Annotated in this window: 19 protein-coding genes and 1 pseudogene; 14 read left to right on the top strand and 6 right to left on the bottom strand. The window is 39.7% G+C overall.

What is annotated here, in order from left to right:
* Positions 1-45 precede the first annotated feature (45 nt).
* The 3 genes and pseudogenes from KQI58_RS05450 to KQI58_RS05440 all read left to right on the top strand — a co-directional run bounded on the left by KQI58_RS05450 (position 46) and on the right by KQI58_RS05440 (position 4,159).
* A complete protein-coding gene (locus KQI58_RS05450) occupies positions 46-2,145 on the top strand; it encodes a glycoside hydrolase (protein WP_216407162.1) in 2,100 nt (699 codons plus the stop codon).
* On the top strand, positions 2,142-3,260 hold the full coding sequence (locus tag KQI58_RS05445) for a glycoside hydrolase family 172 protein (RefSeq protein WP_216407160.1): 1,119 nt from the start codon (positions 2,142-2,144) through the stop codon (positions 3,258-3,260). The genes KQI58_RS05450 and KQI58_RS05445 overlap by 4 nt, the downstream gene beginning before the upstream one ends.
* A 38-nt stretch (positions 3,261-3,298) precedes the next feature.
* Positions 3,299-4,159 (top strand): annotated as a pseudogene (locus KQI58_RS05440) (ROK family protein).
* A gap of 158 nt (positions 4,160-4,317) precedes the next feature.
* On the opposite strand, the gene KQI58_RS05435 reads toward KQI58_RS05440, so the two are convergent.
* Complete coding sequence (locus KQI58_RS05435; RefSeq protein WP_216407158.1) at positions 4,318-5,265, bottom strand: alpha/beta hydrolase; 948 nt, start codon at positions 5,263-5,265, stop codon at positions 4,318-4,320.
* A gap of 228 nt (positions 5,266-5,493) precedes the next feature.
* Here KQI58_RS05435 and KQI58_RS05430 point away from each other — a divergent pair, with 228 nt between their 5' ends.
* Complete coding sequence (locus KQI58_RS05430) at positions 5,494-6,222, top strand: lipoprotein (RefSeq protein ID WP_216407156.1); 729 nt, start codon at positions 5,494-5,496, stop codon at positions 6,220-6,222.
* Positions 6,223-6,422: 200 nt separating this feature from the next.
* On the top strand, positions 6,423-7,748 hold the full coding sequence (locus tag KQI58_RS05425) for a replication-associated recombination protein A (protein ID WP_216407154.1): 1,326 nt from the start codon (positions 6,423-6,425) through the stop codon (positions 7,746-7,748).
* 685 nt (positions 7,749-8,433) lie between these two features.
* Here the strand turns inward: KQI58_RS05425 and KQI58_RS05420 are convergent.
* The 3 genes from KQI58_RS05420 to KQI58_RS05410 all read right to left on the bottom strand — a co-directional run bounded on the left by KQI58_RS05420 (position 8,434) and on the right by KQI58_RS05410 (position 11,223).
* Positions 8,434-9,069 carry a PepSY domain-containing protein gene (locus KQI58_RS05420; RefSeq protein ID WP_216407152.1) on the bottom strand — a complete coding sequence of 212 codons (636 nt, stop codon included), beginning with the start codon at positions 9,067-9,069 and terminating at the stop codon, positions 8,434-8,436.
* Between the two features lie 104 nt (positions 9,070-9,173).
* Positions 9,174-10,526, bottom strand: coding sequence for a sensor histidine kinase (locus KQI58_RS05415; RefSeq protein ID WP_216407150.1), 1,353 nt, complete (start codon positions 10,524-10,526; stop codon positions 9,174-9,176).
* Entirely contained in the window at positions 10,516-11,223 is a 708-nt protein-coding gene (locus KQI58_RS05410) for a response regulator transcription factor (protein ID WP_216407148.1), read from the bottom strand. The genes KQI58_RS05415 and KQI58_RS05410 overlap by 11 nt, the downstream gene beginning before the upstream one ends.
* 274 nt (positions 11,224-11,497) lie before the next feature.
* Between KQI58_RS05410 and KQI58_RS05405 the strand changes: the two genes are divergently transcribed.
* The 6 genes from KQI58_RS05405 to KQI58_RS05380 all read left to right on the top strand — a co-directional run bounded on the left by KQI58_RS05405 (position 11,498) and on the right by KQI58_RS05380 (position 17,926).
* The gene (locus tag KQI58_RS05405) at positions 11,498-12,094 is read left to right on the top strand and encodes a DUF1989 domain-containing protein (protein WP_216407147.1); all 597 of its coding nucleotides are present in this window, start codon (positions 11,498-11,500) and stop codon (positions 12,092-12,094) included.
* A gap of 284 nt (positions 12,095-12,378) precedes the next feature.
* On the top strand, positions 12,379-13,314 hold the full coding sequence (cysK, locus tag KQI58_RS05400; protein WP_216407145.1) for a cysteine synthase A: 936 nt from the start codon (positions 12,379-12,381) through the stop codon (positions 13,312-13,314).
* A 180-nt stretch (positions 13,315-13,494) separates the two neighbouring features.
* Positions 13,495-13,965 (top strand): PTS sugar transporter subunit IIA, encoded by a 471-nt coding sequence (locus KQI58_RS05395; protein WP_216407144.1) that lies wholly within the window; start codon positions 13,495-13,497, stop codon positions 13,963-13,965.
* A gap of 155 nt (positions 13,966-14,120) precedes the next feature.
* Positions 14,121-15,677: a PTS transporter subunit EIIC gene (locus KQI58_RS05390; RefSeq protein WP_216407142.1), complete on the top strand. Its 1,557-nt coding sequence runs from the start codon at positions 14,121-14,123 to the stop codon at positions 15,675-15,677.
* A gap of 35 nt (positions 15,678-15,712) precedes the next feature.
* A complete protein-coding gene (locus KQI58_RS05385; RefSeq protein ID WP_216407140.1) occupies positions 15,713-17,050 on the top strand; it encodes a 6-phospho-alpha-glucosidase in 1,338 nt (445 codons plus the stop codon).
* A 105-nt stretch (positions 17,051-17,155) separates the two neighbouring features.
* Positions 17,156-17,926, top strand: a complete 771-nt coding sequence (locus KQI58_RS05380; RefSeq protein ID WP_216407138.1) for a MurR/RpiR family transcriptional regulator — start codon at positions 17,156-17,158, stop codon at positions 17,924-17,926.
* A gap of 156 nt (positions 17,927-18,082) precedes the next feature.
* On the opposite strand, the gene KQI58_RS05375 is transcribed toward KQI58_RS05380, so the two are convergent.
* On the bottom strand, positions 18,083-18,841 hold the full coding sequence (locus KQI58_RS05375) for a GntR family transcriptional regulator (protein WP_216407136.1): 759 nt from the start codon (positions 18,839-18,841) through the stop codon (positions 18,083-18,085).
* Positions 18,842-18,988: 147 nt separating this feature from the next.
* Between KQI58_RS05375 and KQI58_RS05370 the strand changes: the two genes are divergently transcribed.
* Together KQI58_RS05370 and KQI58_RS05365 are read left to right on the top strand one after the other, a co-directional pair.
* Positions 18,989-20,032 carry a zinc-dependent alcohol dehydrogenase gene (locus KQI58_RS05370; RefSeq protein ID WP_244299405.1) on the top strand — a complete coding sequence of 348 codons (1,044 nt, stop codon included), beginning with the start codon at positions 18,989-18,991 and terminating at the stop codon, positions 20,030-20,032.
* On the top strand, positions 20,029-21,012 hold the full coding sequence (locus KQI58_RS05365; protein ID WP_216407134.1) for a Gfo/Idh/MocA family protein: 984 nt from the start codon (positions 20,029-20,031) through the stop codon (positions 21,010-21,012). The genes KQI58_RS05370 and KQI58_RS05365 overlap by 4 nt, the downstream gene beginning before the upstream one ends.
* 115 nt (positions 21,013-21,127) lie before the next feature.
* Here the strand turns inward: KQI58_RS05365 and KQI58_RS05360 are convergent, their stop codons facing one another.
* Positions 21,128-21,565, bottom strand: a complete 438-nt coding sequence (locus tag KQI58_RS05360; RefSeq protein ID WP_216407131.1) for a hypothetical protein — start codon at positions 21,563-21,565, stop codon at positions 21,128-21,130.
* Between the two features lie 544 nt (positions 21,566-22,109).
* Between KQI58_RS05360 and KQI58_RS05355 the strand changes: the two genes are divergently transcribed.
* Complete coding sequence (locus KQI58_RS05355) at positions 22,110-22,955, top strand: MerR family transcriptional regulator (protein ID WP_216407129.1); 846 nt, start codon at positions 22,110-22,112, stop codon at positions 22,953-22,955.
* Positions 22,956-23,121 lie beyond the last annotated feature (166 nt).

Raw genomic sequence — 23,121 nt, 5'->3', positions numbered from 1 at the left:
AGCTGCAGCTACTAAGCTGCAGTTTTTTTATCAAGGAGAGGAAAGATGACTATTAATGAAGTAATTTATTCACCCAAACACCCATTTTTTAATGCCGAGTTAAACGACGGAAATGTGACTACTTCAAACGAATACAGCTACTATCGGAATATTCCTGATGTAAAGGGATTGACCTTTGATGTAAGTAATCAAAAGACATTAGCAAACCTTGATGTTTGCGGGACGATTCAAACATTGACCTTTTATCGAGAAAATTTGTTAACTGAGGAAAAACCAGGTGTTTGGGTCAATAAACAGCTCTCTCAAACCAATTCGTTATCCTTAAAAGTTGAAGTAAATGGGATTGTCTACCATTTATCAGAACCGGATCATCGTATTGAAGTCGATATGCTTCAAGACTGTTTGCCTAGATATGTTCATCATTATTCGACGTTTAAGGTCATTGTAGTATCCTTTGCTCCCATACTGGCTAATAAGCGTTTAAGTATGCTTGTTCAGCAGATTTACATTGTGAATGAAACACACGAAAGCCTTCAAGTTTCAGTGAAAGATATGCCTTTATATCAAGAGAAGTATTCGGATCAGCAAAATGTGTTGATTTCTCAAAAAGGAAATAAGGAAACGATCGCACAACAGGAAGTGGCAGGCTTCGCCATTGCTTTTGTGGACCCAAATGCTTTTGAAGAAGCAATGACTTTTCAGGAATCTGATATCGAAAAATGGCTGAAGGAAACAATGAACTATTTTACTCAGCTATTTGGTCATCTGTCAATGCCAGACGATAGAGTTATCCATCTCTATCGTCGTGCACTTTATCAAAGCTTTTCTAGTTTTGGTATGAATCGACAGGGACAGATCGTCGGCAGCAATTGGGGCAGCTATCCTGCTACTAATCGAATTTGGAATAAGGATATGTATTACGCATCATTGCCATTCACCATGTTTGAACCGGAGTTATGTCAAAAAACGGTTCTATGGTTTGATCAATATGGCGTTAAGTTTCCTGGTTCTAAATTTACCGGAGGTATCAATCATTCTCTGAGTAATTCGTTATCCAGTGCGTTACTCGCTAGTCTTTATTTTGAACATACAGGGGATACAAAATTCTTTGAGCGGCATCCGCAGGTTCTACGGAATGCTTCAAAAATTATTGAGGACATATTAGCTCAACGTCAGTCAGAGGAACCGATGCTTTTCCCATCTGTTTGGTTATCAGACGCCTTTGCTCTTGGAAAGTATCATACTGGCAGCAATCTTTGTCTTTGGAAGGCCTGTAGTGGACTTGCTGAAATTTTTGAAGCACTGGAACAACTGAGCCTTAGCGAGCGATACAAAAACATCGCCTGTAAACTAAAGGAATCAATTTGTAAGCAAATGACCATCGATGGTCCTTTTGGTGAGCAATTTTTGGAGGGAATCGGTGATGAGGAGAAAATAACCTATTCAGTGAAGCACTATCAAAAACCGATTCTTGAGCAAGGGTTAATCTTTTTAAGTGATGTAATTGTGGATGGAAAAATCAATTTATTAATGCATGATGGAGAAGAATCAGACACTACGTTGATGCCATTTTATCAATTTTTAGATAATAAAGATCATTTATATCAGAACACAATGGCCTTTTCTGCTAGTTCTTTCAATCCAACCTATAGCGAGGAAATCAAAGGCATCACTTGGGGATTAGAATCCGGCGCCACTTTTCCTGGCTTTATCACTGTCTTAATGAGCGACCTGCACAACCCTCAAGCCTTCGTAACCCGATTAGAAGAACTAATTTGTTTGGCAGATTTAGACGGTTCGTGGTGGTGGTGGCCGTATCGCTTAGAGGCTCAACAAGGAGAAGTCGTGCGAGACTTTGGCTGCGGCAAATGCGGCTGGGCATCGGGTCTTTTTGTCAGCCTAATGATCAGTCAATATTTCGGATTGAAATTCAAAAAAGGAGTATTGCTGATTGAACCTGTTGATAATTTAACGTTTTCTTGGAAGAATTTGAAGTTCGGTCAAGCCTTCATTTCGATTGAATGTACGCAATCCGAGTTGAGTATTTCGAATTTGTCAGAAAAACCGTTAAAAATAAGTGATACGAAAAAAATTATTCACGTAGAAAAGGGAAAAACGATTCACATTCAAAGGAGAAAAAGATGAGTATACTAAAAAATATTACCCAATTTAAAAAAATTCAGAGTCGAGCAATCACTCCCGAAAATCCAACGGGCGAGAAAGGTAAAGCGGCGATGCTACCAAGCGACCTGGGTCCAAGCCGCAAAGGTCGTGGTGCAATTCCGCTGTCTTCTGGTGAAGAAACTGTGATTGCGGATATTACTGGAACGGGAATGATCCGTCATATGTGGATGACGATTCGTGATCGAACAGAATTTGGCAGTTTTGTTTTACGTGATTTGATTTTAAGAATCTATTGGGATGGGTCGGATAGTCCCGCTGTTGAAAGTCCTTTAGGGGATTTCTTTTGTAACGGGTTCGGAGAGCGTTGCGATGTTAACTCGTTGCCGATAGTGGTTAATCCTACCGGGGGCTTTAATTCCTATTTCGAAATGCCTTTCCAAACTGCTGCTAAAATTACGATCGAGAATTTACACCCGAAGGATATGACCTCATTCTTTTATACGATAAATTACGCTTTGGTGGACGAATTAGAAGAAAATAGCCTATATTTTCACGCAAATTGGCGTCGAGAACGCATTACCAAATTACAGGAGGATTATAAGTTAATTGATCGATTAAAGGGTCAAGGCTATTACGTGGGTACTTATCTTGCGCTGACCTGCTTAGAACGTTATTGGTGGGGCGAAGGCGAGTTTAAATTCTACATTGATGGGGATAGTGAGTATCCGACCGTAACCTCAACAGGGTCAGAAGATTATTTTGGCGGGGCATGGGCCTTTCATGAGTACGATGAGTTCGGACGTCCACATGCGAAAAACTATTCAACAGCCTTTTTAGGATATCCCTACCAATCAAATAGAGATGCCACAAGAGATCGTTTTGAAACGGGAAAATTGAATGCCGTTCATGCCTTTGGTGACGACGCAATGCCACGACATGGTCTTTATCGTTGGCATCTTCAAGACCCCATCTGTTTTACCGAAGATTTATCGGTCACTTTACAACAAATCGGCAACGATGATGTTCGCTTATTTGAGCGGCAAGACGATGTTGCTAGTGTCGCTTACTGGTATTCAACAGAAGCTTCAGGAAATACTAAACGTCATTTCACTGATCGAGAACGCTTGCCGCGTTAATGAAGTGTTTTACACATATTCGAAGGGAGGAACCTACGATGATATATGGGGCAATTGAAGCTGGAGGGACTAAATTTGTCTGTGCAGTCGGTACTGAGGAATTAACGATTTTGGAAAGAGCCAGTTTTCCCACAACGACTCCAGTTGAAACAATGAAGCAGGTCATTGATTTTTTTAAACCTTTTAAGGAACAATTGGCAGGCATCGGGGTCGGCTGCTTTGGTCCAATTGATATTCAATGCAAATCAACGAGTTTCGGTCATATCACATCAACACCAAAACTTGCTTGGCAAAATTTCAATTTTGTAGGAACGCTAGAGCAATATTTCAATATTCCGATTGAATGGACAACAGATGTCAACGCGGCTTGCTATGGTGAATATGTTGCTGGTTCTGGCAAAGGGTTAGCAAGTGTGGCATATTTCACTGTGGGAACAGGTATCGGAGGTGGTGCCTTGCTCAATGGGACTTTCGTGGAGGGATTCAGTCATCCGGAAATGGGTCATATGTTGATCAAGCGACATCCGAAGGACAATTTTTCAGGAAACTGTCCCTTCCACCAAGATTGTTTAGAAGGGATGGCATCGGGACCGGCGATTGAAAAACGGTTGGGTGTAAAAGGTCAGAATTTACTGGCTGACGATTCGTTTTGGCAAATTGAAGCCTTTTACCTTGCCCAATGTGCATACAATACAACACTGATGCTTTTGCCAGATAGAATTATTTTTGGCGGTGGTGTGATGAAACAAGAACACATGAAGAAAAAAGTTCAGGATAAATTCGTTGAGCTTATAAATGGATATGTTTAAATACCACCAATTGATAGCTACATTGTTACGCCCAAATTAGGCGATAATGCTGGAATAATCGGCGGATTAGCATTGGCTAGAAAGGCATGAAGAAATAAGCAACTGTAATTAATGAAGGTTTCATTGGTGCTCATGTCAAAAGCATTCAACTGAGTCATCAAATGAAGTTGAACAAAGCGAAAATGAATTAAAATAAAAAAGGATCAAGCAAAATCAACATTTGCTCGATCCTTTTTTATGCGTTACATTTAGTTATTTCGTTTGTTCAACCAATCTGTCGAAACATCCATTGCTGCTCGTGCTGCATTACTTTGATCCATGGAATTAACCATTACGAAATCGTGGATCATTCCTTGAAAACGAATTTGTGTCACATCCACTCCGGCATCTCGCAACTGCCGAGCATATTCTTCGCCTTCATCTCTCAGTACATCGGCTTCGCCATTGAGAATCATGGCCGCCGGAAGTCCGGTCAAATCTTCTTTAGACGCCTGAAGTGGTGAGATCGTTTTGATCGTTGCATCTTGTCCTTCTGGTAAATAATTATCCCAAAACCATTTCATTCCTTCTTTAGCTAAAAAATAATCTGTCGCAAATTGATTATAAGAAGCTGTATCAAACGCGTGATTCGTGACTGGATAATAAAGCAATTGCTGATTGATTCTTGGCCCTTGGCGATCCTTCGCCAGCATGGTTAGAACAGTTGCCATATTTCCGCCGACACTGTCTCCCGCGACGGTGATTCGATCAATGTCATATTCTCCGTTTGCATCATCAACTAGTTTTAGAAGCGTCGCGTAGCTTTGCTCGATTGCTACTGGATATTTGGCTTCAGGGGAGCGATCATATTCTGGAACAAAGACAACTGAATTGGTTCGAACGGCTAACTCTCGTACCAATTTGTCATGAGTTTGCGCACTGCCCAACACCCAACCGGCACCATGAATATAGAGAATGACAGGTAGATGGTCTGTGGGATCTTTTGGTTTTACGATCCGCACGTTGATTATTCCATATTTTCCAAGATCCCATTCTTGATCTTGAATGTCGGCATCTAATTTATCTACTGGAGAGCCCTGTACTTCCTCTAGTAGTGCGCGTGCTTCATCTACGGGTAATTGATAAATATAAGGTTCTTTTTCATTAGCGATACTAAATTCTAAAGCTGATTGTTCCAAAGAGATTCTTTCTGCCATAGCAATTCCTTCTTTCTTAGTATCCATCTATCATAATGCCAACCGCTATCATTTCAAAAGGAACTGCTTGTTAACGAATTCGCTAAAAAAGGCTGGTACCGCTAAATTATAAAAGGGTTCTCTCTTTTTTCTCATTATTTTAAGTTTATTTAGTGCTAAAATTGAGGTTATAATAAACGCTTATTACTGAATAAAAAAAGTAAAACAGCGTATTTTCGGAGGAACAGGATGAAGAAAATCAGTTATTTCATTTTAGGTTTTGGTATTCTATTTTTGTTAACAGGCTGTAATTCAACGGAAAGCAAGGAGGCTGAGCCGTCAAGAAGTGTGTCCTTAAATTCAGAAGCTTCTTCAAGTCTGTCTTCTAAATCGACAGAGTCACAAAGCAGCAGTACAACTGAATCTAGCAGTACGACGGAATCTAGCCGTAAAGTTCAATTTAACGATGTACAAAAGGGTCAAATCAATCAGGCCTTTCTTGACTGGGCAGGTGGGCGTGCCGCAATAGGGAACATGGCGGTGAGTCATTGGTTTTTTGATCATGGTGCAGCAGGACGAGGCGATTGGTACGCCAATACGCCAGATGGTCAGGTGCAGGTGCAAAATAACGGTGTACCTGGAGAAAATGCATTTCCAATCCATGCGTTGGGTGGGTGTGTTTTTTATACGTCAAAAGATGGAAGCATTGGCAAACAGGAACTGATGGCAGGCTCTTTTGCGGCCAATTATTCGGTGAAAATGGACTATAGTAAACCTGTTAGTAAGTATCTATTAGGCGATAATGGAGTAGTCTATGAATTAAAAACAGGAAATGGGGAGCCGGTGAGCACCAACACAGGTTTTGGAGAATACGCCGATGATGGGAGTTTAGGAAGCTATACGCCAAATAGAAGTTTCCAAATTTCAGAGGACCAAGCGGCACAAGAAAAGCTCAGGGAGCTGATTTATTCGTATTGATTTTTAATAAAAATGAACCGTACAAATCATTTATTAGATTTGTGCGGTTTTTTCAATGAAGCATCGAATCTGACGCTCAAAACTATCTTAGTTTTAGTTTCTTTATAGAGATATCTAGCTACAAGAATTTAATTTTGTAATGAGTGTCGAAAAATGTTAAAATAGAACAAACGTTCGTTTTGGTTTTAGGAGGGATTCGAATGAGACAAGGCTCGATTTTTGAAAAATCTAGAGAAGAAAGTGAACCATTAGCAACACGAGTTCGTCCTGAAACGCTAGACGAATTTGTGGGACAAACACATTTGCTAGGCAAAGGGAAGCTGTTGCGGGAAATCATCGAATATGATCGGGTCTCGTCAATGATTTTCTGGGGACCACCAGGAGTTGGCAAAACAACACTGGCGCGGATCATTGCCAATCAGACGAAATCAGAATTTATCAATTTTAGTGCGGTAACGAGTGGGATTAAAGAAATAAAAACAGTGATGAAGGATGCGGAGCATAATCGAACGTTCGGGACAAAAACGATTGTCTTTGTGGATGAAATCCATCGATTTAACAAGGCACAGCAGGATGCTTTTTTACCTTATGTTGAAAACGGCAGTATCATTCTAATTGGTGCGACTACAGAGAATCCCTCTTTTGAGATCAATTCGGCTTTACTGTCACGGAGCAAGGTATTTGTTTTGAACCAATTAGAGAGCACGGATATTTTGCAGCTTCTAAAGCAGGCGATTGATAGTCCAAGAGGCTTCCCCAAGTTAAAAATTGAACTAGACGATCGAGTGTTAGATTCCATTGCAAAATATGCCAATGGCGATGCCAGAGTAGCACTAAATACGCTGGAAATGGCTGTTCTTAACGGAGATAAAGAAGCCGATACGGTGACTTTGACGGAAGAGAAGCTGCTGGATTTGATCGAACGAAAATCCTTTCTTTATGACAAAAAAGGGGAAGAACACTACAATACAATTTCGGCGTTACACAAATCTATGCGCAACAGTGATGTGGATGCAGCGATCTATTGGCTGGCTCGGATGGTAGAATCTGGCGAAGATCCATTGTTCATCGCTAGAAGATTAGTTCGATTTGCCAGTGAAGATATTGGTCTGGCCGATATTCGAGCCTTGGAGCTAGCGAATACCGTTTTTCAATCCTGCCAATTTATTGGCCTGCCAGAGTGTAACGTTCATTTGACACAAGCAGTGATTTATTTATCGTTGGCGCCTAAATCAAATGCAGTAGATGCTGCTTATCAATTGGCAAAAAAAGATGTCTACGAAACCATGAACGAACCAGTTCCTTTGGTTATCAGGAACGCGCCCACGAATCTGATGAAGGAGCTGCATTATGGGGAGAATTATCAGTATGCTCATAATACTGAAGACAAATTAACTTCGATGAAGACGATGCCGGCTTCGTTGGAAGGGCATCAATACTATTTGCCAACAACACAAGGAAATGAAAAGCGATTCAAGGAGCGTAAAGAAGCGATTGATAAATGGCATGCGGAGCATGATCAGTAGTGTGAAAATAGCTACTCTTACTGAAGAAACGCCATTTTTCTGATTATTTATATAGCCATACAACACTTGCGATAAAGTTCGTTTTTTAACTTTACTGCAAGTGTTTTTCTATCATGATTAAACAATAAAAATATCGCAAAAGGGATATTTGGACTTTTATAGGTATTAAAAATTGGCGGTAACCAGTGCAGGATAGGTTTTGAGCCATATTTCTATCAACAATAGAAGTGATTGACAAGAATAAAATACATGATTGTTGTTTATCAAGTAATACTGGGGCGTTATGAAGAGTTTACATATTTAGGAATGGAGCTTTTTTAAGACTAACTATAAAACGATCCATAGCTTATTGATAAGCGAAAGACGAAAAAACTTTACGTTCGGAAAGAAAAAATGAAGCTGACTGAACGATTGTTAAGTTATGAGATAAAATTCCTTCTTAATTTAGTTGAATGATGCAGGGAAAAAGGAGATTAACCAAGTTTTTCTTGATTGGGCAAATCAGTGCTGCGATCAGCAATTTGACGGTGAGTGATACGTTTTTTGATTACGATGATGACCAAGCTTTTCAAATTTCTGGAGATCAAGCAGGCAGGACAAGTTTAGAGCATTAATAAAATCCTAGTATTTAATCATAAAACAAGCGGATCTCTGCATCATCAATGCGTGGAGATCCGCTTGTGTATTAATCATCTTCGTCTATTTCTAAAACATTTCCAGATTGAGCGTCGATTGAGATGTCTGTTTGTCTACCATTCTTCTCGACTTTCACTTCCCAGAGGGTTTTTGAAAGTTCTCTTTCTAGTGACCATTCTACGATGTTGCCATCGACCTCTTTTTTGGCGATGGCGTTGATTTTATCTAAAGGAAGGAGGTTCTCAAAGCTGAGTTTTTCTTTGTTGCGTTCGTCTTCACCGCGATCATCCTCATCCAGTGTTTTTTCATCTTTAGTTTGAACTTCACCAGTTTCAGAGATGTAGTATTTGTACTCTTTGTTAGCATCCATTCCTTCGATTTCATAGGTAAGCTTGTTCATCCGCGATTTAATTTCAATACCAGTGATATCCGTATTTGGCTTTTCTTTTCTATAAACAGTGATTGCCTCTTGTAGAGATATCTGTTTGTTTGCTGTGTCCGAACTATTTTTTGTGCTGGCGGCAGTGACGCTGCTTGATTGTTCGGAACTCTTTTCTTGGCTCATGCTCTGGCTGCTTTCCTTCTGTTGATTGCCGCTCTCTAGTTGAGCAGTGTTGTCGCTGCAGCCGGCGAAAAGTAGTAACGCCACGCTAGTAATCGCTAAAAGTAATCCTTTGTTTTTCATTTCCATCTTCCTTTCGTGTTTCTTCTTTCTATATCTATAGTATAGCGGGCTGAAGGAGATAGAAAAATAAGATGAGATGAAGTCTTCATGAAGAAGTCTTCATCTTAGTTAGGAAAGACTAGAGTAAAGCATACACCGCTCGGTTGGTGATCCGTGACAGTAATAGTACCATGATAAAGCTCCGTTAATTGCTTAACGATGGCAAGGCCAATACCGGTTCCGGGAATTTTACTGGAACGGGAGCGGTCGATGCGGTAAAAGCGTTCAAAAATCTTTTCCTTTTCACTATCTGGAATGTTTTCTCCTGTATTTGCTACCTTTAAAATGATCTTTTTTTCATTGGTAGTGAGGGAAATCGTAATTTGTCCATCATTTGGTGTATACTTCACAGCATTTTCAATCAAGTTACGAATGATCTGGTAAAATTGCTCAGGATTCCCCATAAGGTTCGCTTCTTCATCTAATTGAAGATTCAGCTTCTGGGTCATCAGTGAGGCATACTCCTCAAGAGTAGAATGGATAAGTGGAGCCAAGAAAATCTTTTGCAACTCCCCTTGCTGGTTCTCGCGGTCAAGAATCAACAGTTGATTGGTGAGCAGTTCCATTCGTTGTGATTCTTTATCAATGAAGGGCAGTGACTTTTCCACTACCTCGGGATGCTCTTTGTTCCGACGTTTGATAAGATTGACATGTCCTCGAATCGCTGCCAACGGTGTTTTCAACTCATGGGAAGCATCCGAGATAAATTGACGTTCCCGCAGCATCAATTGCTCCTGCTGTTGAAGAAGTCGATTGAAGGATACGGCAAGCTTGTTCGCTTCTTTTGGTGAGTTGGGCTCTGACAGTCGTTCATTTACTTGCGGTCGTTGCGATAGGCTTTGGACCTCATGATTCATTTTTACCAATGGCGCACTAATTTTTTTAGCAAATCTGGCGATGAAAAAGATTCCTAGCAGCAGGATCAAAGTTGATATGCCCAGAGACCATAGGAACAAGGTCGCCAAAATCTCAAAATTATCTTCCATGCTGGTAAGCACCGCCACGCTAGTATTTTTGACATGGAATTGTTTAAAGAAATAGGGCGCATCGCCATACCATAAAACATCTGATAAGAAGGGCAGCTGTTTCATTGCCTGAAAGTTGTCATATAGCTGATAGGCTTCGCTTGAATACACCGTATTATTTTTCTGTAGAGAAACGCGGATATAATACCTTGGATCATCTGCGGCGATATACAGATGCAGGGTATTTTTCCACTCCTGATTGGTCTGTGTTTCTACTTGAGACAGGGCATCTTCAATGGCTTCAGTTTCCCTCTTGCTAGATTCATACAGTTGTAGGGCGGTGACACTGAGAATCAGAATATTTACTAGTAGCACCAGTCCCAACGTAATAACGCTGAAACGGGTGATAAGCTGATACTGCAATGTTTTCCCTTGCTCGTTTTTAGTTTTCATCGGCAGCCCTCAAGACATAGCCGACTCCTCGGACCGTCTGGATCAAACGAGGATGCTGCGCGTCATCCAATTTAATACGCAAGGCTCGAACAAAGACATCCACAGTGTTGGTCTGACCAATATAATCATAGCCCCAGACCTCATTCAATAGTTCATCTCGAGTCAAAACCTCCTCTGGTTTTTTCATTAGTTCATAAAGGAGGTCGAATTCTTTTTGCGTAAGGATTATATCTTGCCCATCTCGTGTGACAGTTCTTTTTACCACATCGATGATCAAATCCTGATACTGGTTGATAATCGGTTCATTTTGCAATGATTGTATTCGTTCCTCTCGCCGAAGAATTACGCGAATCCGTGCTAACAATTCTTCAATGTCAAAAGGTTTGGTAAGATAGTCGTCCACCCCAGCATCTAAGCCTGACACTTTGTCGACCACTTGGTCCTTGGCGGTCATCATCAAGATCGGCACTTGACTCCGCCGGCGAATTTTACGGGCAACGGTCAATCCATCAACTTTTGGCAGCATCCAATCCAGCAGCAACAGACTAATCTTTTCTTCATTGGTGCCAAAAAGTTCTAATGCCTTTTGTCCATCTTCAGCAATCAATACCTCATAGTTTTCATATCTTAGCTCATCAGCGATAAAGCTGATCAAACTCTCTTCGTCTTCAACAATCAGAATCACTGGTGTTTTCATTTTCTTCTCCTCTTCTATTTAAATGATTAAACTTCGATCTAGTCTTTGGCTAATTATAAAATTATGGAACATCTCTTATCTTTTAGAGTAGTTGGCTTTTGGACAGAGGTCAATCGTTTTATAATGAAGAAATTTTCATAAAGCGGAGGGGACGGATAAACTTGTCCATTTGATCAAATCGACGAGCTAACGAATTTTATTGTATAGTTGGATAATAGAATCTTTACTGATAGAAGAGAGCGACTTTTTAATCGATTTAGCTAGGAGGAGTTAAATGAAAAGAGAATTTATCGTTGAAGCGAAAAGTGGATTAACTATTGCTGTAGAAAAAGGTGAGAAAATCGAAATCATTGATTTACATGGGAAACAAGTGGTTGATTTTTTTGCGACAAACCAAACTACGTTTACTGAGCAGCTTTCTGCTGGTGTAACGATTGATTGCAATGAAAGCTTGAAAGTAAGCACCGGAGATTCATTGTATACAAACTTATACAACAAGATGTTCACCATCATTGAGGACGATGTGAAGGAGCACGATTTATTGCATCCCTGCTGCAGACCAGAAATGTTTGAATTTTTTTACAATAATGGGGATGGACATTCGAGTTGTTTAGCGAATATCAATGATTCACTAAATGAGAAGTTTAACCTCAGAAAAAATGAAATTACGCCATTCAATATCTTTATGTACACCAAAATCTTACCCAACGGAAAAATATCTGTTGAACCACCACTCTCGAAAGCCGGAGACAAGATTGTTTTAGAAGCTGAAATGGATGTACTACTAGCTGTTGCTGCATGCAGTGTTTCTGAAAGCAGCTGTAATGGTGGGGAGTGTACGCCAATCAAGATAGTCGTTTCAGATGAATAGGAGGTTAGCGATTTTAAACAGTTCATTCTTACGTCGATGATAATAAGTGTTTCTTTTATGGACGAGTATTTGGCCTAATCACAGATCAGACAATAAAAATCAACTATTTTACAGCTGAAGAATTCTTTCTATTTAATAGTAATTGGTTTAGAATAGCTTTCTGCGTGCTATAACTAAAACCAATCGCCACCCATAAGAAATGGCAATTAGCAAAGTAAAGCTGAAAACAGGTATAGTTGATTCAATTAATAAAGAATTTAACGGAATGATTAGGAGGAATCAACATGACAAAAATTTACTCATCAATTTTAGACACAATTGGAGAGACACCGGTTGTGAAATTGAACCGACTAGTACCAGAAAATAGTGCAGAGGTCTATGTGAAGCTTGAATTTTTTAATCCAGGGGGCAGTGTCAAGGATCGAATTGCCTTGAACATGATTGAAGCGGCTGAAAAAGCAGGTGATTTAAAGCCGGGTGACACAATTGTCGAACCGACCAGTGGAAATACCGGGGTTGGTTTAGCGATGGTGGGTGCTGCGAAGGGCTATCCGGTCGTTATTGTTATGCCGGATACAATGAGCATTGAACGGCGAAAGCTGATTCAAGCGTATGGCGCAACCTTGATCTTAACTCCAGGAGCTGAAGGGATGAAGGGAGCCATTGCCAAAGCAGAAGAGTTAGCGAGTCAGGATGGCTTTTTTTTACCGTTGCAATTCAACAATCCCGCCAATTCAGCGGCTCATCGAGAAAAAACGGCAAAGGAAATTCAAGAAATTTTTGGCAGCATAGGACTTGATGCCTTTGTTGCTGGGATCGGAACAGGCGGTACCATCACGGGGGCAGGACAAGAATTAAAACGAACATTTCCATCATTGAAGATCTATGCGGTTGAACCTGAGGAATCGCCGGTTTTAGAAGGCGGCGCACATTCTCCACATAAAATCCAAGGCATCGGTGCAGGGTTCATCCCAGAAATATTAGACACAGGAATTTATGATCAGGTCCTTTCTGTTTCTAGTGATGCCGCTTTGGAAACAGCAAGAGAAGTAGCTGCAAAAGAGGGAATCCTAGTTGGTATCTCAGCAGGTGCTGCTATCTATTCGGCTCTTGAAGTAGCTAAGGAATTAGGAACAGGTAAAAAAGTTTTAGCTATTGTTCCAGATAATGGGGAACGCTACCTATCAACCGCGTTGTATCAATTTGATGATTTGAATTAAAAGTTAGATCGATTGTAATAATCTAAAGCACGAAAGCTTTCTCAAAAAAGAGAGCTTTCGTGTTTTTTTGGTAAATAGCGTTCCTAGCTTTGGACTTAGGGCCATAATCATGAATTTGGATTGAACGAAGGGGAGTACGCCCTTTACAGTTATTGTTGTAGGTAAAGGGAGGAATAAAAGATGTTTTGGAAGAAGAAACTAAAGCTTTATGCACCAATTGATGGGGAATTCGTCGCGCTAAATAAGGTGAGGGATGACGTATTTTCAAGCGGAATGATGGGGGAAGGCTTCGCTGTTGAACCAGACTCGGATAGGATTATGACTCCAGCTGATGGCGAGATTATCAGTGCCAATGATAATATGCGTCACGCGCTAGGATTGCGCTTGAAAAATGGTTGCGAGCTATTGATTCATGTTGGGATTGATACTGTCGCGCTGAAAAATCAAGGGTTTTCTGTTTTGGTAAAAGCAGGTGACAAGGTAACACGAGGAACGGAGCTGCTGAGATTTAAACCTTCTTTGATTAAACAAGCGGGGCTAGAGGGTACGGTTATAGTGATTGTTACAGATGTGAAAGGTCTATCCGTAGAAATTCCATCAAACCAGAAAAAGCTGAAAGCAGGAGAATCTGTCACGATGATTCTTAAATAGTCTAAAAAATGTTATTAAAAAAACCATTTAGTTTTTTTGGTTTCTATCTGTGGACTTAGGTCCAAAGAGCCGACGAAATATTGTAACTGGTTTCAAAAGTTGTTAATCTAAGTACAAGAGATACGTATACTCAATAAAGTGAATGGAGAGAGATGATGAAAAGTAAATTTTCTCAGACTATGCAGGACTTTTCTCGAGCAGTGATTGTTCCAGTCAAATTTATGGCGGTAATGGGTTTATTCTTAGCGGTTTCTGTTATTTTACAATTAGAATTCATGCCGAGTGTCGTCCAGACTTTTGGCGGATTGATCAAAACGATGATGGACAGCATGTTAAATAATTTGGCATTGATTTTCTGTGTAGGGATTACAGCATCCTTAGCGAAAAAGAAAAAGGTTGAGGCAGCTCTTATTTCATTGATCGCATTTTTATTCTTTTTGGCTGCCAATAATGCTTGGCTGACATTGACCGATCAATTAGCTGAGGCGGGAGAAATGGGTCTGTTTGGAACAGGTCAAGCAGTGGTTTTAGGCTTTCAAGTCGTGGATATGAATGTCTTTTTGGGCATGCTGGTGGGCTGCCTCGTTGCATTTATCCATAATCGTTTTTCTGATAAAGAATTTGTTGATTTCTTAAGTATTTACGGCGGTTCGCGTTTTTCCTTCATGATTTTGATCCCAGTCATTTTAGTAACAGCAATCGGTATGAGCTATATTTGGCCGGTGGTAAATAGCTGGATCTCGTCATTGTCTGGATTTATTTTGACCACTGGACTATTAGGAGTCTTCATTTATGCGTTCGGCAATCGTTTCTTGATTCCGACCGGTTTACATCATCTGCTGTGGATGCCGTTTTGCTTCACTGCGTTAGGCGGAACTGCCGAAATCGGTGGGCAGGTTTATAATGGCGCGGCGAATATTTTCTATGCAGAAATGGCGAATGCTGGATCAATCACCAGCTTGGACCCTTCTTTACGCTTCGCCACGTTTGGTTTTGTGAAAATTTTTGGCTCGATCGCTGTTGCCTTAGCATTGATCCATTGTGCAAAAAAGCACCGAAAAGAAGAGGTTAAGGGAATGATTTTACCTTCAATGTTTGTCGCTGCGGTGGCGGGAATTACTGAACCGTTGGATTTTTCCTTCTTATTCGCTTCGCCATTGCTATGGCTGATACACAGCTTATTGACGGCTGTTTCTGAAACGATCCTTTGGGGGATTGGCGCTAGAACTTATATGCTCTACGGATTAATCGACACGTTTGTCTCTAATTCAGTCTTCAGTCCTTCTGTCACGAAATTCTATTTAGTGATTATTGTCGGTATCATCATGTCAGTCATCTGGTATTTTGTTTTCGTTCTCTTGATCACTAAATTGAACCTCAAGACACCTGGTCGAGAAGATGATTCTGCGGAAGAAGTAGTTTTAGCAAACGGCCTCATTGGAGAGCAGCTGATTAATGATAGCAATAGTGATTTTGATTTAGTTGTTGCTGGTTTAGGTGGGAAAGAAAATATCGAAAGCATCTCGAACTGCTTCACTAGATTGCGAGTGACCGTGAAAGATGAAGAGTTAGTGGATTCTGTTCAATTAGAAAAAATTTCTCAACAAAAAGGTGTCGTTTTAAATGGAACAAATGTCCAAGTCATCATAGGGATGGGTGTTCAAAGCTTCAAGGATGATATTTGCGAAAAACTGGGAATGAGCGAAGGATAAAAATTAAAAGTTTTTAGTTTGAAAGGAAGAGAAAAATGATGTTGGAAAAACAGTCAGTTGTTATTGCAGGCGGAGGAAGTACGTATACCGCCGGAATCGTTATGATGCTTATTGAAAATCAGGATAAATTTCCTTTACGCAAGTTAAAGTTTTACGATAACGATGAGGAGCGTCAAAATATTGTTGCGAAAGCCTGTGAAGTGATCGTGAAGGAGCGCGCGCCAGAAATTGAATTTTTGGCGACCACAGATCCGGAAGAAGCTTTTAGCGATATTGATTTTGTGATGGCCCATATTCGAGTCGGTGGCTTGAAGATGCGTGAGCAGGATGAAAAAATCCCCTTAAAATATGGGGTCGTTGGCCAAGAAACCTGTGGCCCAGGTGGGATGGCGTATGGTATGCGCTCGATTCCTGGAGTGGTTGAATTGATTGATTATATGGAAAAATATTCGCCTGATGCTTGGATGCTGAATTATTCAAATCCAGCAGCAATCGTAGCCGAAGCAACGCGAAGAATGCGTCCAAACGCGAAGATCATTAACATTTGTGATATGCCAGTGGCGATCAAAAAATCAATCGCGGACATTGTTGGCTTAGACAGCGAAAGTGACATCGTTGATCGTTATTACGGCTTGAATCATTTTGGCTGGTGGACGGAAATGACCGACAAGCAGGGCAACGATCTAATGCCGAAATTGAAGGAGCATGTGGCCAAATTTGGCTACGCGGCTGCGACAGATGAAGGAAATCCCTTGCTAGAAGAATCAAGCTGGATGGATACTTTCCAAAAGGTTAAGGATGTTTATGCCGTCGATCCAAGCACGGTTCCGAATACCTATTTGAAATATTATCTATATCCAGATTATGTTGTGGCTCATGCCGATCCGAATTACACCCGAGCCAATGAGGTAATGGACAATCGGGAAAAAAATGTTTTTGCAGAATGTGAACGTATCGCCGCGGCTCAAACTGCCGAGGATACTACGATCGAAGCGGGAGAGCATGCAGAATTCATCGTACAATTAGCGGGAGCATTGGCCTACAATACCTATGAACGAATGCTTCTAATCGTCAAAAATGAAGGGGCGATCGCTAACTTAGACGATGATGCGATGGTTGAAGTCCCTTGTATTGTCAGCAAACGTGGCTATGAGCCTCTATGTATGGGGAAAATCCCGCATTTCCAAAAGGGAATGATCGAGCAGCAGGTAGCGGTCGAAAAATTAGTGGTAGATGCCTTTGAGGAAAGATCGTACCAAAAATTATGGCAGGCGATGACGCTTTCCAAGACCGTTCCATCAGCTTCTGTTGCTAAACAGATCCTAGATGAAATGATCGAAGCCAATGGAAAATGGTGGCCTAAGCTAAATTAATTTTTATGCAGGAAAGCATTAATGAGACGTTCATTAATGCTTTTTCCAGTTTGAGTATCCCTAGAATTTTTTGTAGAGTAAAATAATAGCAAAGGAGGGCTGGCGATGCTTTTTTCTGATATTGTCAATCAACATTATGAAACACTTAATGAAGTGGATATCCAAATGGTTAAATACATCCATGCGCATCCCAAGGAAGTCACAACGATGGGAACCAATGATTTTGCGAAGGTTTGTCATTCATCAAAATCCTCCGTGATTCGCTTTACCCAAAAGCTGGGCTTTACTGGATTTAGCGAGCTGCGTAATTTTTTGAAATGGCAAAACAATCCAAATGATACTGGAAAAGATGCTGCCTTTAAAAGAAGAATTTTTTCAGATGCCCAACGAACAATCCGATATCTTGAAGAGAATAACTGGGAAAAAATCTATCAGGCTTTGGAGAATAGTCGTAATGTCTACTTGCTGGGAACAGGAGTCACGCAACAAAACCAAGCAGCTGAGCTACAACGACTCTTGCTGTTGATTGGCAAGCCGGCCCAAATGATTCCTGCCTCTTCACAATCCAATGAGTTCAAACGAATCATGGAAAACATTACCGAAAACGACCTGATTTTTGTCCTATCACTATCAGGAGAAAACCAGCACCTTTTTAATGTACTGAATGTCCTTTCTACCTATCATTCTACGATCGTTTCCATCACAAATATGCAAAATAATCTTTTGTCTGGCAGAGCAGATTATTCGCTATATGCTTCTAGCAGCCGTAGTCCGAACCCCACCGATTGGTGGCTTCAAACCGCTTCTTCCTTTTTCCTATTGATCGAAGCCTTTGCGTTTGGTTATGTTGATTATTGCCGCAGTAAAGAAGATTAGTAATTAACTGAACATGAAAACCATTTCTAACAGATTATCCAGATATTGTTTGATTATCTGATTGCAAAACTATTTTAAAATTTTCATAACAGGGAAAAGGTGAACGCTTGTATTCCTATCGCTTTGATAGTCTACGAGCGTTCACTTTTTTCTTACTTAAAGCTCATCAATGTTGATAACGTTATTAAATGAATGGGGTGCTGGTAGTAGAAGTTGATAGGCATACTTGCTTCCGATGTAATAGGTTTCTTCAAATTGGGCGGGACGTCCGTCACTTAATGTGCTGTATAATGACAGCTTAAGACACGGATCTTGGCTGGATATTTCTAGAAACTTGGCATTCTTTTCATTCAAATAACCAACCTCAAACTCTTGAGTAGCATTACCTAATTTGAAATCGTATTTGTTTTCTAATAGATCATAGAGGGATTCGTGTTCCATATCCTCAAGCGTCGTCCAATAAAAAATTTCAGGCATTAAATAGGCGATACTCAGACACAATAATTCGCCATCAACGATTCGCAATCGCTTCAACAGAATCACATTTTTATCTGAAGGCAGATTGAAAAAACTCGCCATCTTCACTGGCATAGTAACACTTGCAGTTTCTAGTACCCTAGTTTCTAACTTGAGCTTTTTTTCCTTCATTCTTTTTGTAAAGCTTGAAAGTTGAGATACACCTTCAGATAGCTGCTTTCCTTTGACGAAGGTCCCTTTACCTTGGATACGATAGAGATAATCTTCAGCGACTAATTCATTGATCGCTCTAGTTACAGTGATTCGGCTGACATTGTATTTTTTGCACAATTTAGCCTCAGATAAAATCTTATCATCAGCATTCAGTTGTTTTGTTTTGATGGCTTGTACAATGTCATTTTTGATCAAGGCATATTTAAAGGGTTGTGTCTTTTCCATCTAACCACCTACATCCGTTTTAGTATCAGATATAAGTCAACTTATTAAGTTGATATATCATTGTTAAGCTTATCATAGCAGATTGACTGTCTTCTAACAACGTGTTACGCTTTTTATATGGTATATCAACATGTCAACTTTGAAAGGGTGAGTATCATTTTAACTAAGAATGTTGTGATTAACGGAGTGGAGGATGTCCGTTTAATTGAAGAAACTGTCGATCCGAAGGCTGTTTCAGCGAAGGAATGCCTAATCGAAAGTGAAGTTTCGTTGATTAGTGCGGGAACAGAATTGTCACGAGTTTTTGGACTGAAGAAGGGAGCAGTTTATCCAGTTCGTCCAGGATATTGCTCAGTTGGGAAAATTCTGGCGATTGGAGACGATTTAGCAGGCTTTAATGTAGGTGACAGAGTCCTTTTTAATGGACCGCATAGTAGTTTGCAGTTCTATGATCCAAGTAAAAGTGATGGAGGAGTTCTTTTCAAGTTACGAGAGGAAACTAGCTCAATCGAAGGCTCTTTTCTGATGATGTGTTGGATCGCAATGAACGGGATTTTACCAGCAGATGTCAAGTTGGGAGACACTGTTGCGATTTTGGGTATGGGAACTTTAGGCTTGATTCTATCGATTTATTATCAGCAAATGGGTGTTGAGGTGATTGCTTTGGAACCTATTACCGATCGTGCAGAATTGGCAAAATCTATTGGAGTTGACCATGTAATTAATTGTGCACCAAATGATCAATATGAGTCAGTCATGGAGATTACTGAGAAGAAGGGTGTGGATATTGTTGTTGATGCGACCGGTTTATCAGAGAGTATTGAGACAGCTATTAAAATTGCAGGCAAATATGGACAAGTAATCTTGATGGGCTCTCCGCGAACCGATTATACAACGAATGTTACAAATTCCTTTAACGCGATTCATACAAAAATGTTAACGGTGATCGGGGCATTTAATCGCAGGTACCCTTATCAAGAAAAAGAAGGCTCGAGACTCTCTATCCACAGAAGCTTAAAATATATTGAATCCCTATTAAACAAAAAAATCATTGATGTCGATCGTTTTATCAGCCATGTGATCGCTCCCACCGAAGAAAATCTAATGGAAGCATATGACGGATTGATGAATAAGAAAAATGAGTACACAGGGGTTATTATTGATTGGAATAAAAAGGAGGATTTAGCGTGAAATTTGGTGTAATTGGAACGAACTTTGTGACAGACTTTTTTATGGCGGGCGCTGCTCAAGTAGCGGAATGTGAAGTTGTCGCGGTGTGCGGAACCTCGTTAGAAAAAGCGAAAGGTTTTGGCGAAAAATATGGAATTCCTCATGCTTTTAATTCTTATCAGGAGATGTCTGAATCTCAATTGATCGAGGCAGTCTATATCGCTGTCCCTAACAGTTTGCATCACCCGATCACGACTTATTTTTTAGAAAAAGGTATTCCAACTTTTTGTGAAAAACCTTTAGCTGCCAACCATGAACAAGTAAAAGAGCTGATTGATTGTGCGAAAAAAAATCACACCTATTTACAAGAAGGACTAATCCCATTATACAATCCTAATTTTCAAATTTTGCGAGACAATCTGAACCTAGTCGGAAGGATTCGCCAAGTAAACTTGAATTTTTCTAAGTATTCCTCTAGATACGATGCATATTTAAGCGGTGAAAACCCTACAACTTTCAGAAATGAGCTAGCGAATGGGGCCACGATGGATTTAGGCGTATATGTCGTCGCTGATTGTGTGGGACTATTCGGCAAACCCAATAAAATTCTCAGTACAGCTTCATTACTGGATATAGGTACAGATGTTGCAGGCTCCAGTATTCTAAGCTACGATGATTTTAATGTGACTCTTAACTATTCGAAAGCCAGTGATACAGTCAACACTTGTGAAATTTGCGGAGAACTGGGTCAGCTATTGATTGATCAGCCAAGTCAGCCGCAAAGAATCAGTTTCATTGAAAGAAAAACCGGCAAGCGCACAGAACTAGGCGTTGCACCAAAAGAGAATTTCTCTTACGAAATTGCTGAAATGATCAATCAAATCAAGAAGAATGAAATCGAATCAACAAAAGTTCCTTTTGATGTGAGCTTGGCTATCCATGAGACGCTGACTGAAATGAGAAGACAATCGGGAATTGTTTTTCCGATGGATAAATTTTAGAAAAACAAACCTTATCGTTCATGTGTGACTTTGCTTACAAATAAAAAAACAAAGAAATCCGAAAGTCATGGTTATTAATATTGATAGCCATGATCTTTCGGTTTTCCTTTTTAAGTTATTTTATGCGATAAAAATGTTCAGGCTTTGATGTACCTTCAGCATTGGGTTTAGTTGTTGACATTTGAAAGCTGAGTTCATCGTCAGAAAGTAAGATCACACTATATTGTGTTTCTTCACTATTCATGGGTGACAGAAGCCAACGTTTTCTTGCAGATTGTTGACTTGAAACACTTACGTTAACCTTTCTGTTCTCAGTAGGAAATGAAATCGTGATAATTTGCTTATGCTCACTGAACGTTAGTTTATTGGCCGCGTCTGCCGTTTTCCATTCGCCAGAGAAGGTATTCAAAAAAGCTTGATTATCAGTAACCTGCTGATCGGATATGTTGTTTTTTTGCATTACATCATTCAATTCTCTCACTGAAAAACAGATGATAAAATAAATGAAAAATAACGATAAAAGAAATAATAGTTTACCTTTATAAGAGTTCATTTTCCCTCCAAAATGTTTGCCAAGCTGTTTAAGCGAAAAATGGGAAGATAGGTTTGCATACTTTAAATAGTATAACACGAAAAAGCTTTCGCTTATTCGGGATGTTGGTCGGAGATAAACAGAAAAGTGAGAATGTCTCGTAGATTATTATTTGCAAATATAGCGTACGCTAATTTGATAAAAATTCTAGATTATATTTAGTATTAGATGCAGTAATTTTTGACTTTGGAGGATTAAAACCAAGATAGAATATCAATGAAGGGAAAATAAAATAACAGATTTTCTTTTAGATAACATCTGAAAGTGAAGAGAAATCCTTCTTTGCTAAAAAATAACAAAATAAGCTGGTTGTCTCTTGGTGAATAGCTAATTTTATTCAAAATTATTATAAGAAATAAATAAAAAAGTTTAAGGTGAATTCCATTGATATTAACACTTTTTTTCACAATTTGTGGTTATTTCGTTAGATACCAGGTCAGAAATTACCTTGACAACTATAACAGAACACCTCATAATTTTTGGAGAATTATCGGGAGGTGGAATGATGGTGACGAGAATAGATACGAAGAAACTGCATAGTATTGGTGAAGCGGCTGAGATTTGTCATGTTTCTAGAAAGACATTACGCTTTTATGAAGAGCTAGGATTGCTTGTTCCTGACCATGTAAGTCCTAAAAATGGTTATCGCTATTACAGCGAAGATACAGTTATGTTGATTCCAGTTTTGAAGTATTATAAGCAAATAGGGTTTCGTTTACAGGAAATGACAAAAGTTTCGAATACAACGGATTATTTCTACCACCAAAGGAACTTTCTTAGTAAGCTTGATGAGCTCAAAAGGGAAGAGGAGCGAATTCAGAATTGTCATGAATCGGTTTCTGATTGGGTAGGGCTTTTAAATGAAGGCACAATGGCGATAGAAAATAACATCACCAGTATCAGCCTGAAGTACATCGATCGCGATCAGTATTATTTTTTAGAACAGGGTTTTGAATACGATTACAAAAAATCCATCATCAATATTGAATGGACAAACTTATTGGAAACTACAGAAAGTGAGATTACCGGACCTGTCATCTTGGGTTTTGCGGATTATAAAGCAAAAGCTCAAGGAATGATTAAGCAGGCAACGGTCACTCAAAAGCCTGTACGAAACAGCAAGTTTCTATTACCGAGGCAAGCATTTGGCGGACAAATGTTTGTTTGCATGTATCATTTTGGAGATCAAAAAGACAGTGCTGATAAGTATCCGTTATTGGAAAAATGGGCGAAAGAACATAATTATGAGATTGGACCAAATTGTTATGAGCGCTATGTCATAGATTATTGGTCTACACAAGATACAAATAAATTTGTCACCGAAATTATGATACCAGCTACGAAATTGTAACATGATAGAGCTAAGCCACTTAAGTCGCTTAGCTTTTTTTTGTGCAAAAATGAAAATGATAATGTAATTATTCTGAAAAATGTGTAAGAGAAATGATCCTTGTCTTTAAGGGGAAGGTTTGAAAAAGGAAAGATTTTCATTGTTAAAAGGGCATTTATTCTTTCTT

It is taken from the genome of Enterococcus raffinosus (assembly GCF_018917525.1).
Lineage (GTDB): Bacteria > Bacillota > Bacilli > Lactobacillales > Enterococcaceae > Enterococcus_A > Enterococcus_A raffinosus_A.
Note: the sequence above shows the minus strand (reverse complement) of the source record. Positions and strands in the feature narration are given on the sequence as shown.

Coding starts and splice junctions, on each gene's coding strand:
- KQI58_RS05410 (WP_216407148.1), bottom strand. CDS start 11,223: ATGAAAACACCAGTGATTCTGATTGTTGAAGACGAAGAGAGTTTGATC.
- KQI58_RS05380 (WP_216407138.1), top strand. CDS start 17,156: ATGCTTTTTTCTGATATTGTCAATCAACATTATGAAACACTTAATGAA.
- KQI58_RS05395 (WP_216407144.1), top strand. CDS start 13,495: ATGTTTTGGAAGAAGAAACTAAAGCTTTATGCACCAATTGATGGGGAA.
- KQI58_RS05355 (WP_216407129.1), top strand. CDS start 22,110: ATGGTGACGAGAATAGATACGAAGAAACTGCATAGTATTGGTGAAGCG.
- KQI58_RS05450 (WP_216407162.1), top strand. CDS start 46: ATGACTATTAATGAAGTAATTTATTCACCCAAACACCCATTTTTTAAT.
- KQI58_RS05385 (WP_216407140.1), top strand. CDS start 15,713: ATGATGTTGGAAAAACAGTCAGTTGTTATTGCAGGCGGAGGAAGTACG.
- KQI58_RS05390 (WP_216407142.1), top strand. CDS start 14,121: ATGAAAAGTAAATTTTCTCAGACTATGCAGGACTTTTCTCGAGCAGTG.
- cysK (WP_216407145.1), top strand. CDS start 12,379: ATGACAAAAATTTACTCATCAATTTTAGACACAATTGGAGAGACACCG.
- KQI58_RS05415 (WP_216407150.1), bottom strand. CDS start 10,526: ATGAAAACTAAAAACGAGCAAGGGAAAACATTGCAGTATCAGCTTATC.
- KQI58_RS05360 (WP_216407131.1), bottom strand. CDS start 21,565: ATGAACTCTTATAAAGGTAAACTATTATTTCTTTTATCGTTATTTTTC.
- KQI58_RS05405 (WP_216407147.1), top strand. CDS start 11,498: ATGAAAAGAGAATTTATCGTTGAAGCGAAAAGTGGATTAACTATTGCT.
- KQI58_RS05435 (WP_216407158.1), bottom strand. CDS start 5,265: ATGGCAGAAAGAATCTCTTTGGAACAATCAGCTTTAGAATTTAGTATC.
- KQI58_RS05420 (WP_216407152.1), bottom strand. CDS start 9,069: ATGAAAAACAAAGGATTACTTTTAGCGATTACTAGCGTGGCGTTACTA.
- KQI58_RS05375 (WP_216407136.1), bottom strand. CDS start 18,841: ATGGAAAAGACACAACCCTTTAAATATGCCTTGATCAAAAATGACATT.
- KQI58_RS05425 (WP_216407154.1), top strand. CDS start 6,423: ATGAGACAAGGCTCGATTTTTGAAAAATCTAGAGAAGAAAGTGAACCA.
- KQI58_RS05430 (WP_216407156.1), top strand. CDS start 5,494: ATGAAGAAAATCAGTTATTTCATTTTAGGTTTTGGTATTCTATTTTTG.
- KQI58_RS05445 (WP_216407160.1), top strand. CDS start 2,142: ATGAGTATACTAAAAAATATTACCCAATTTAAAAAAATTCAGAGTCGA.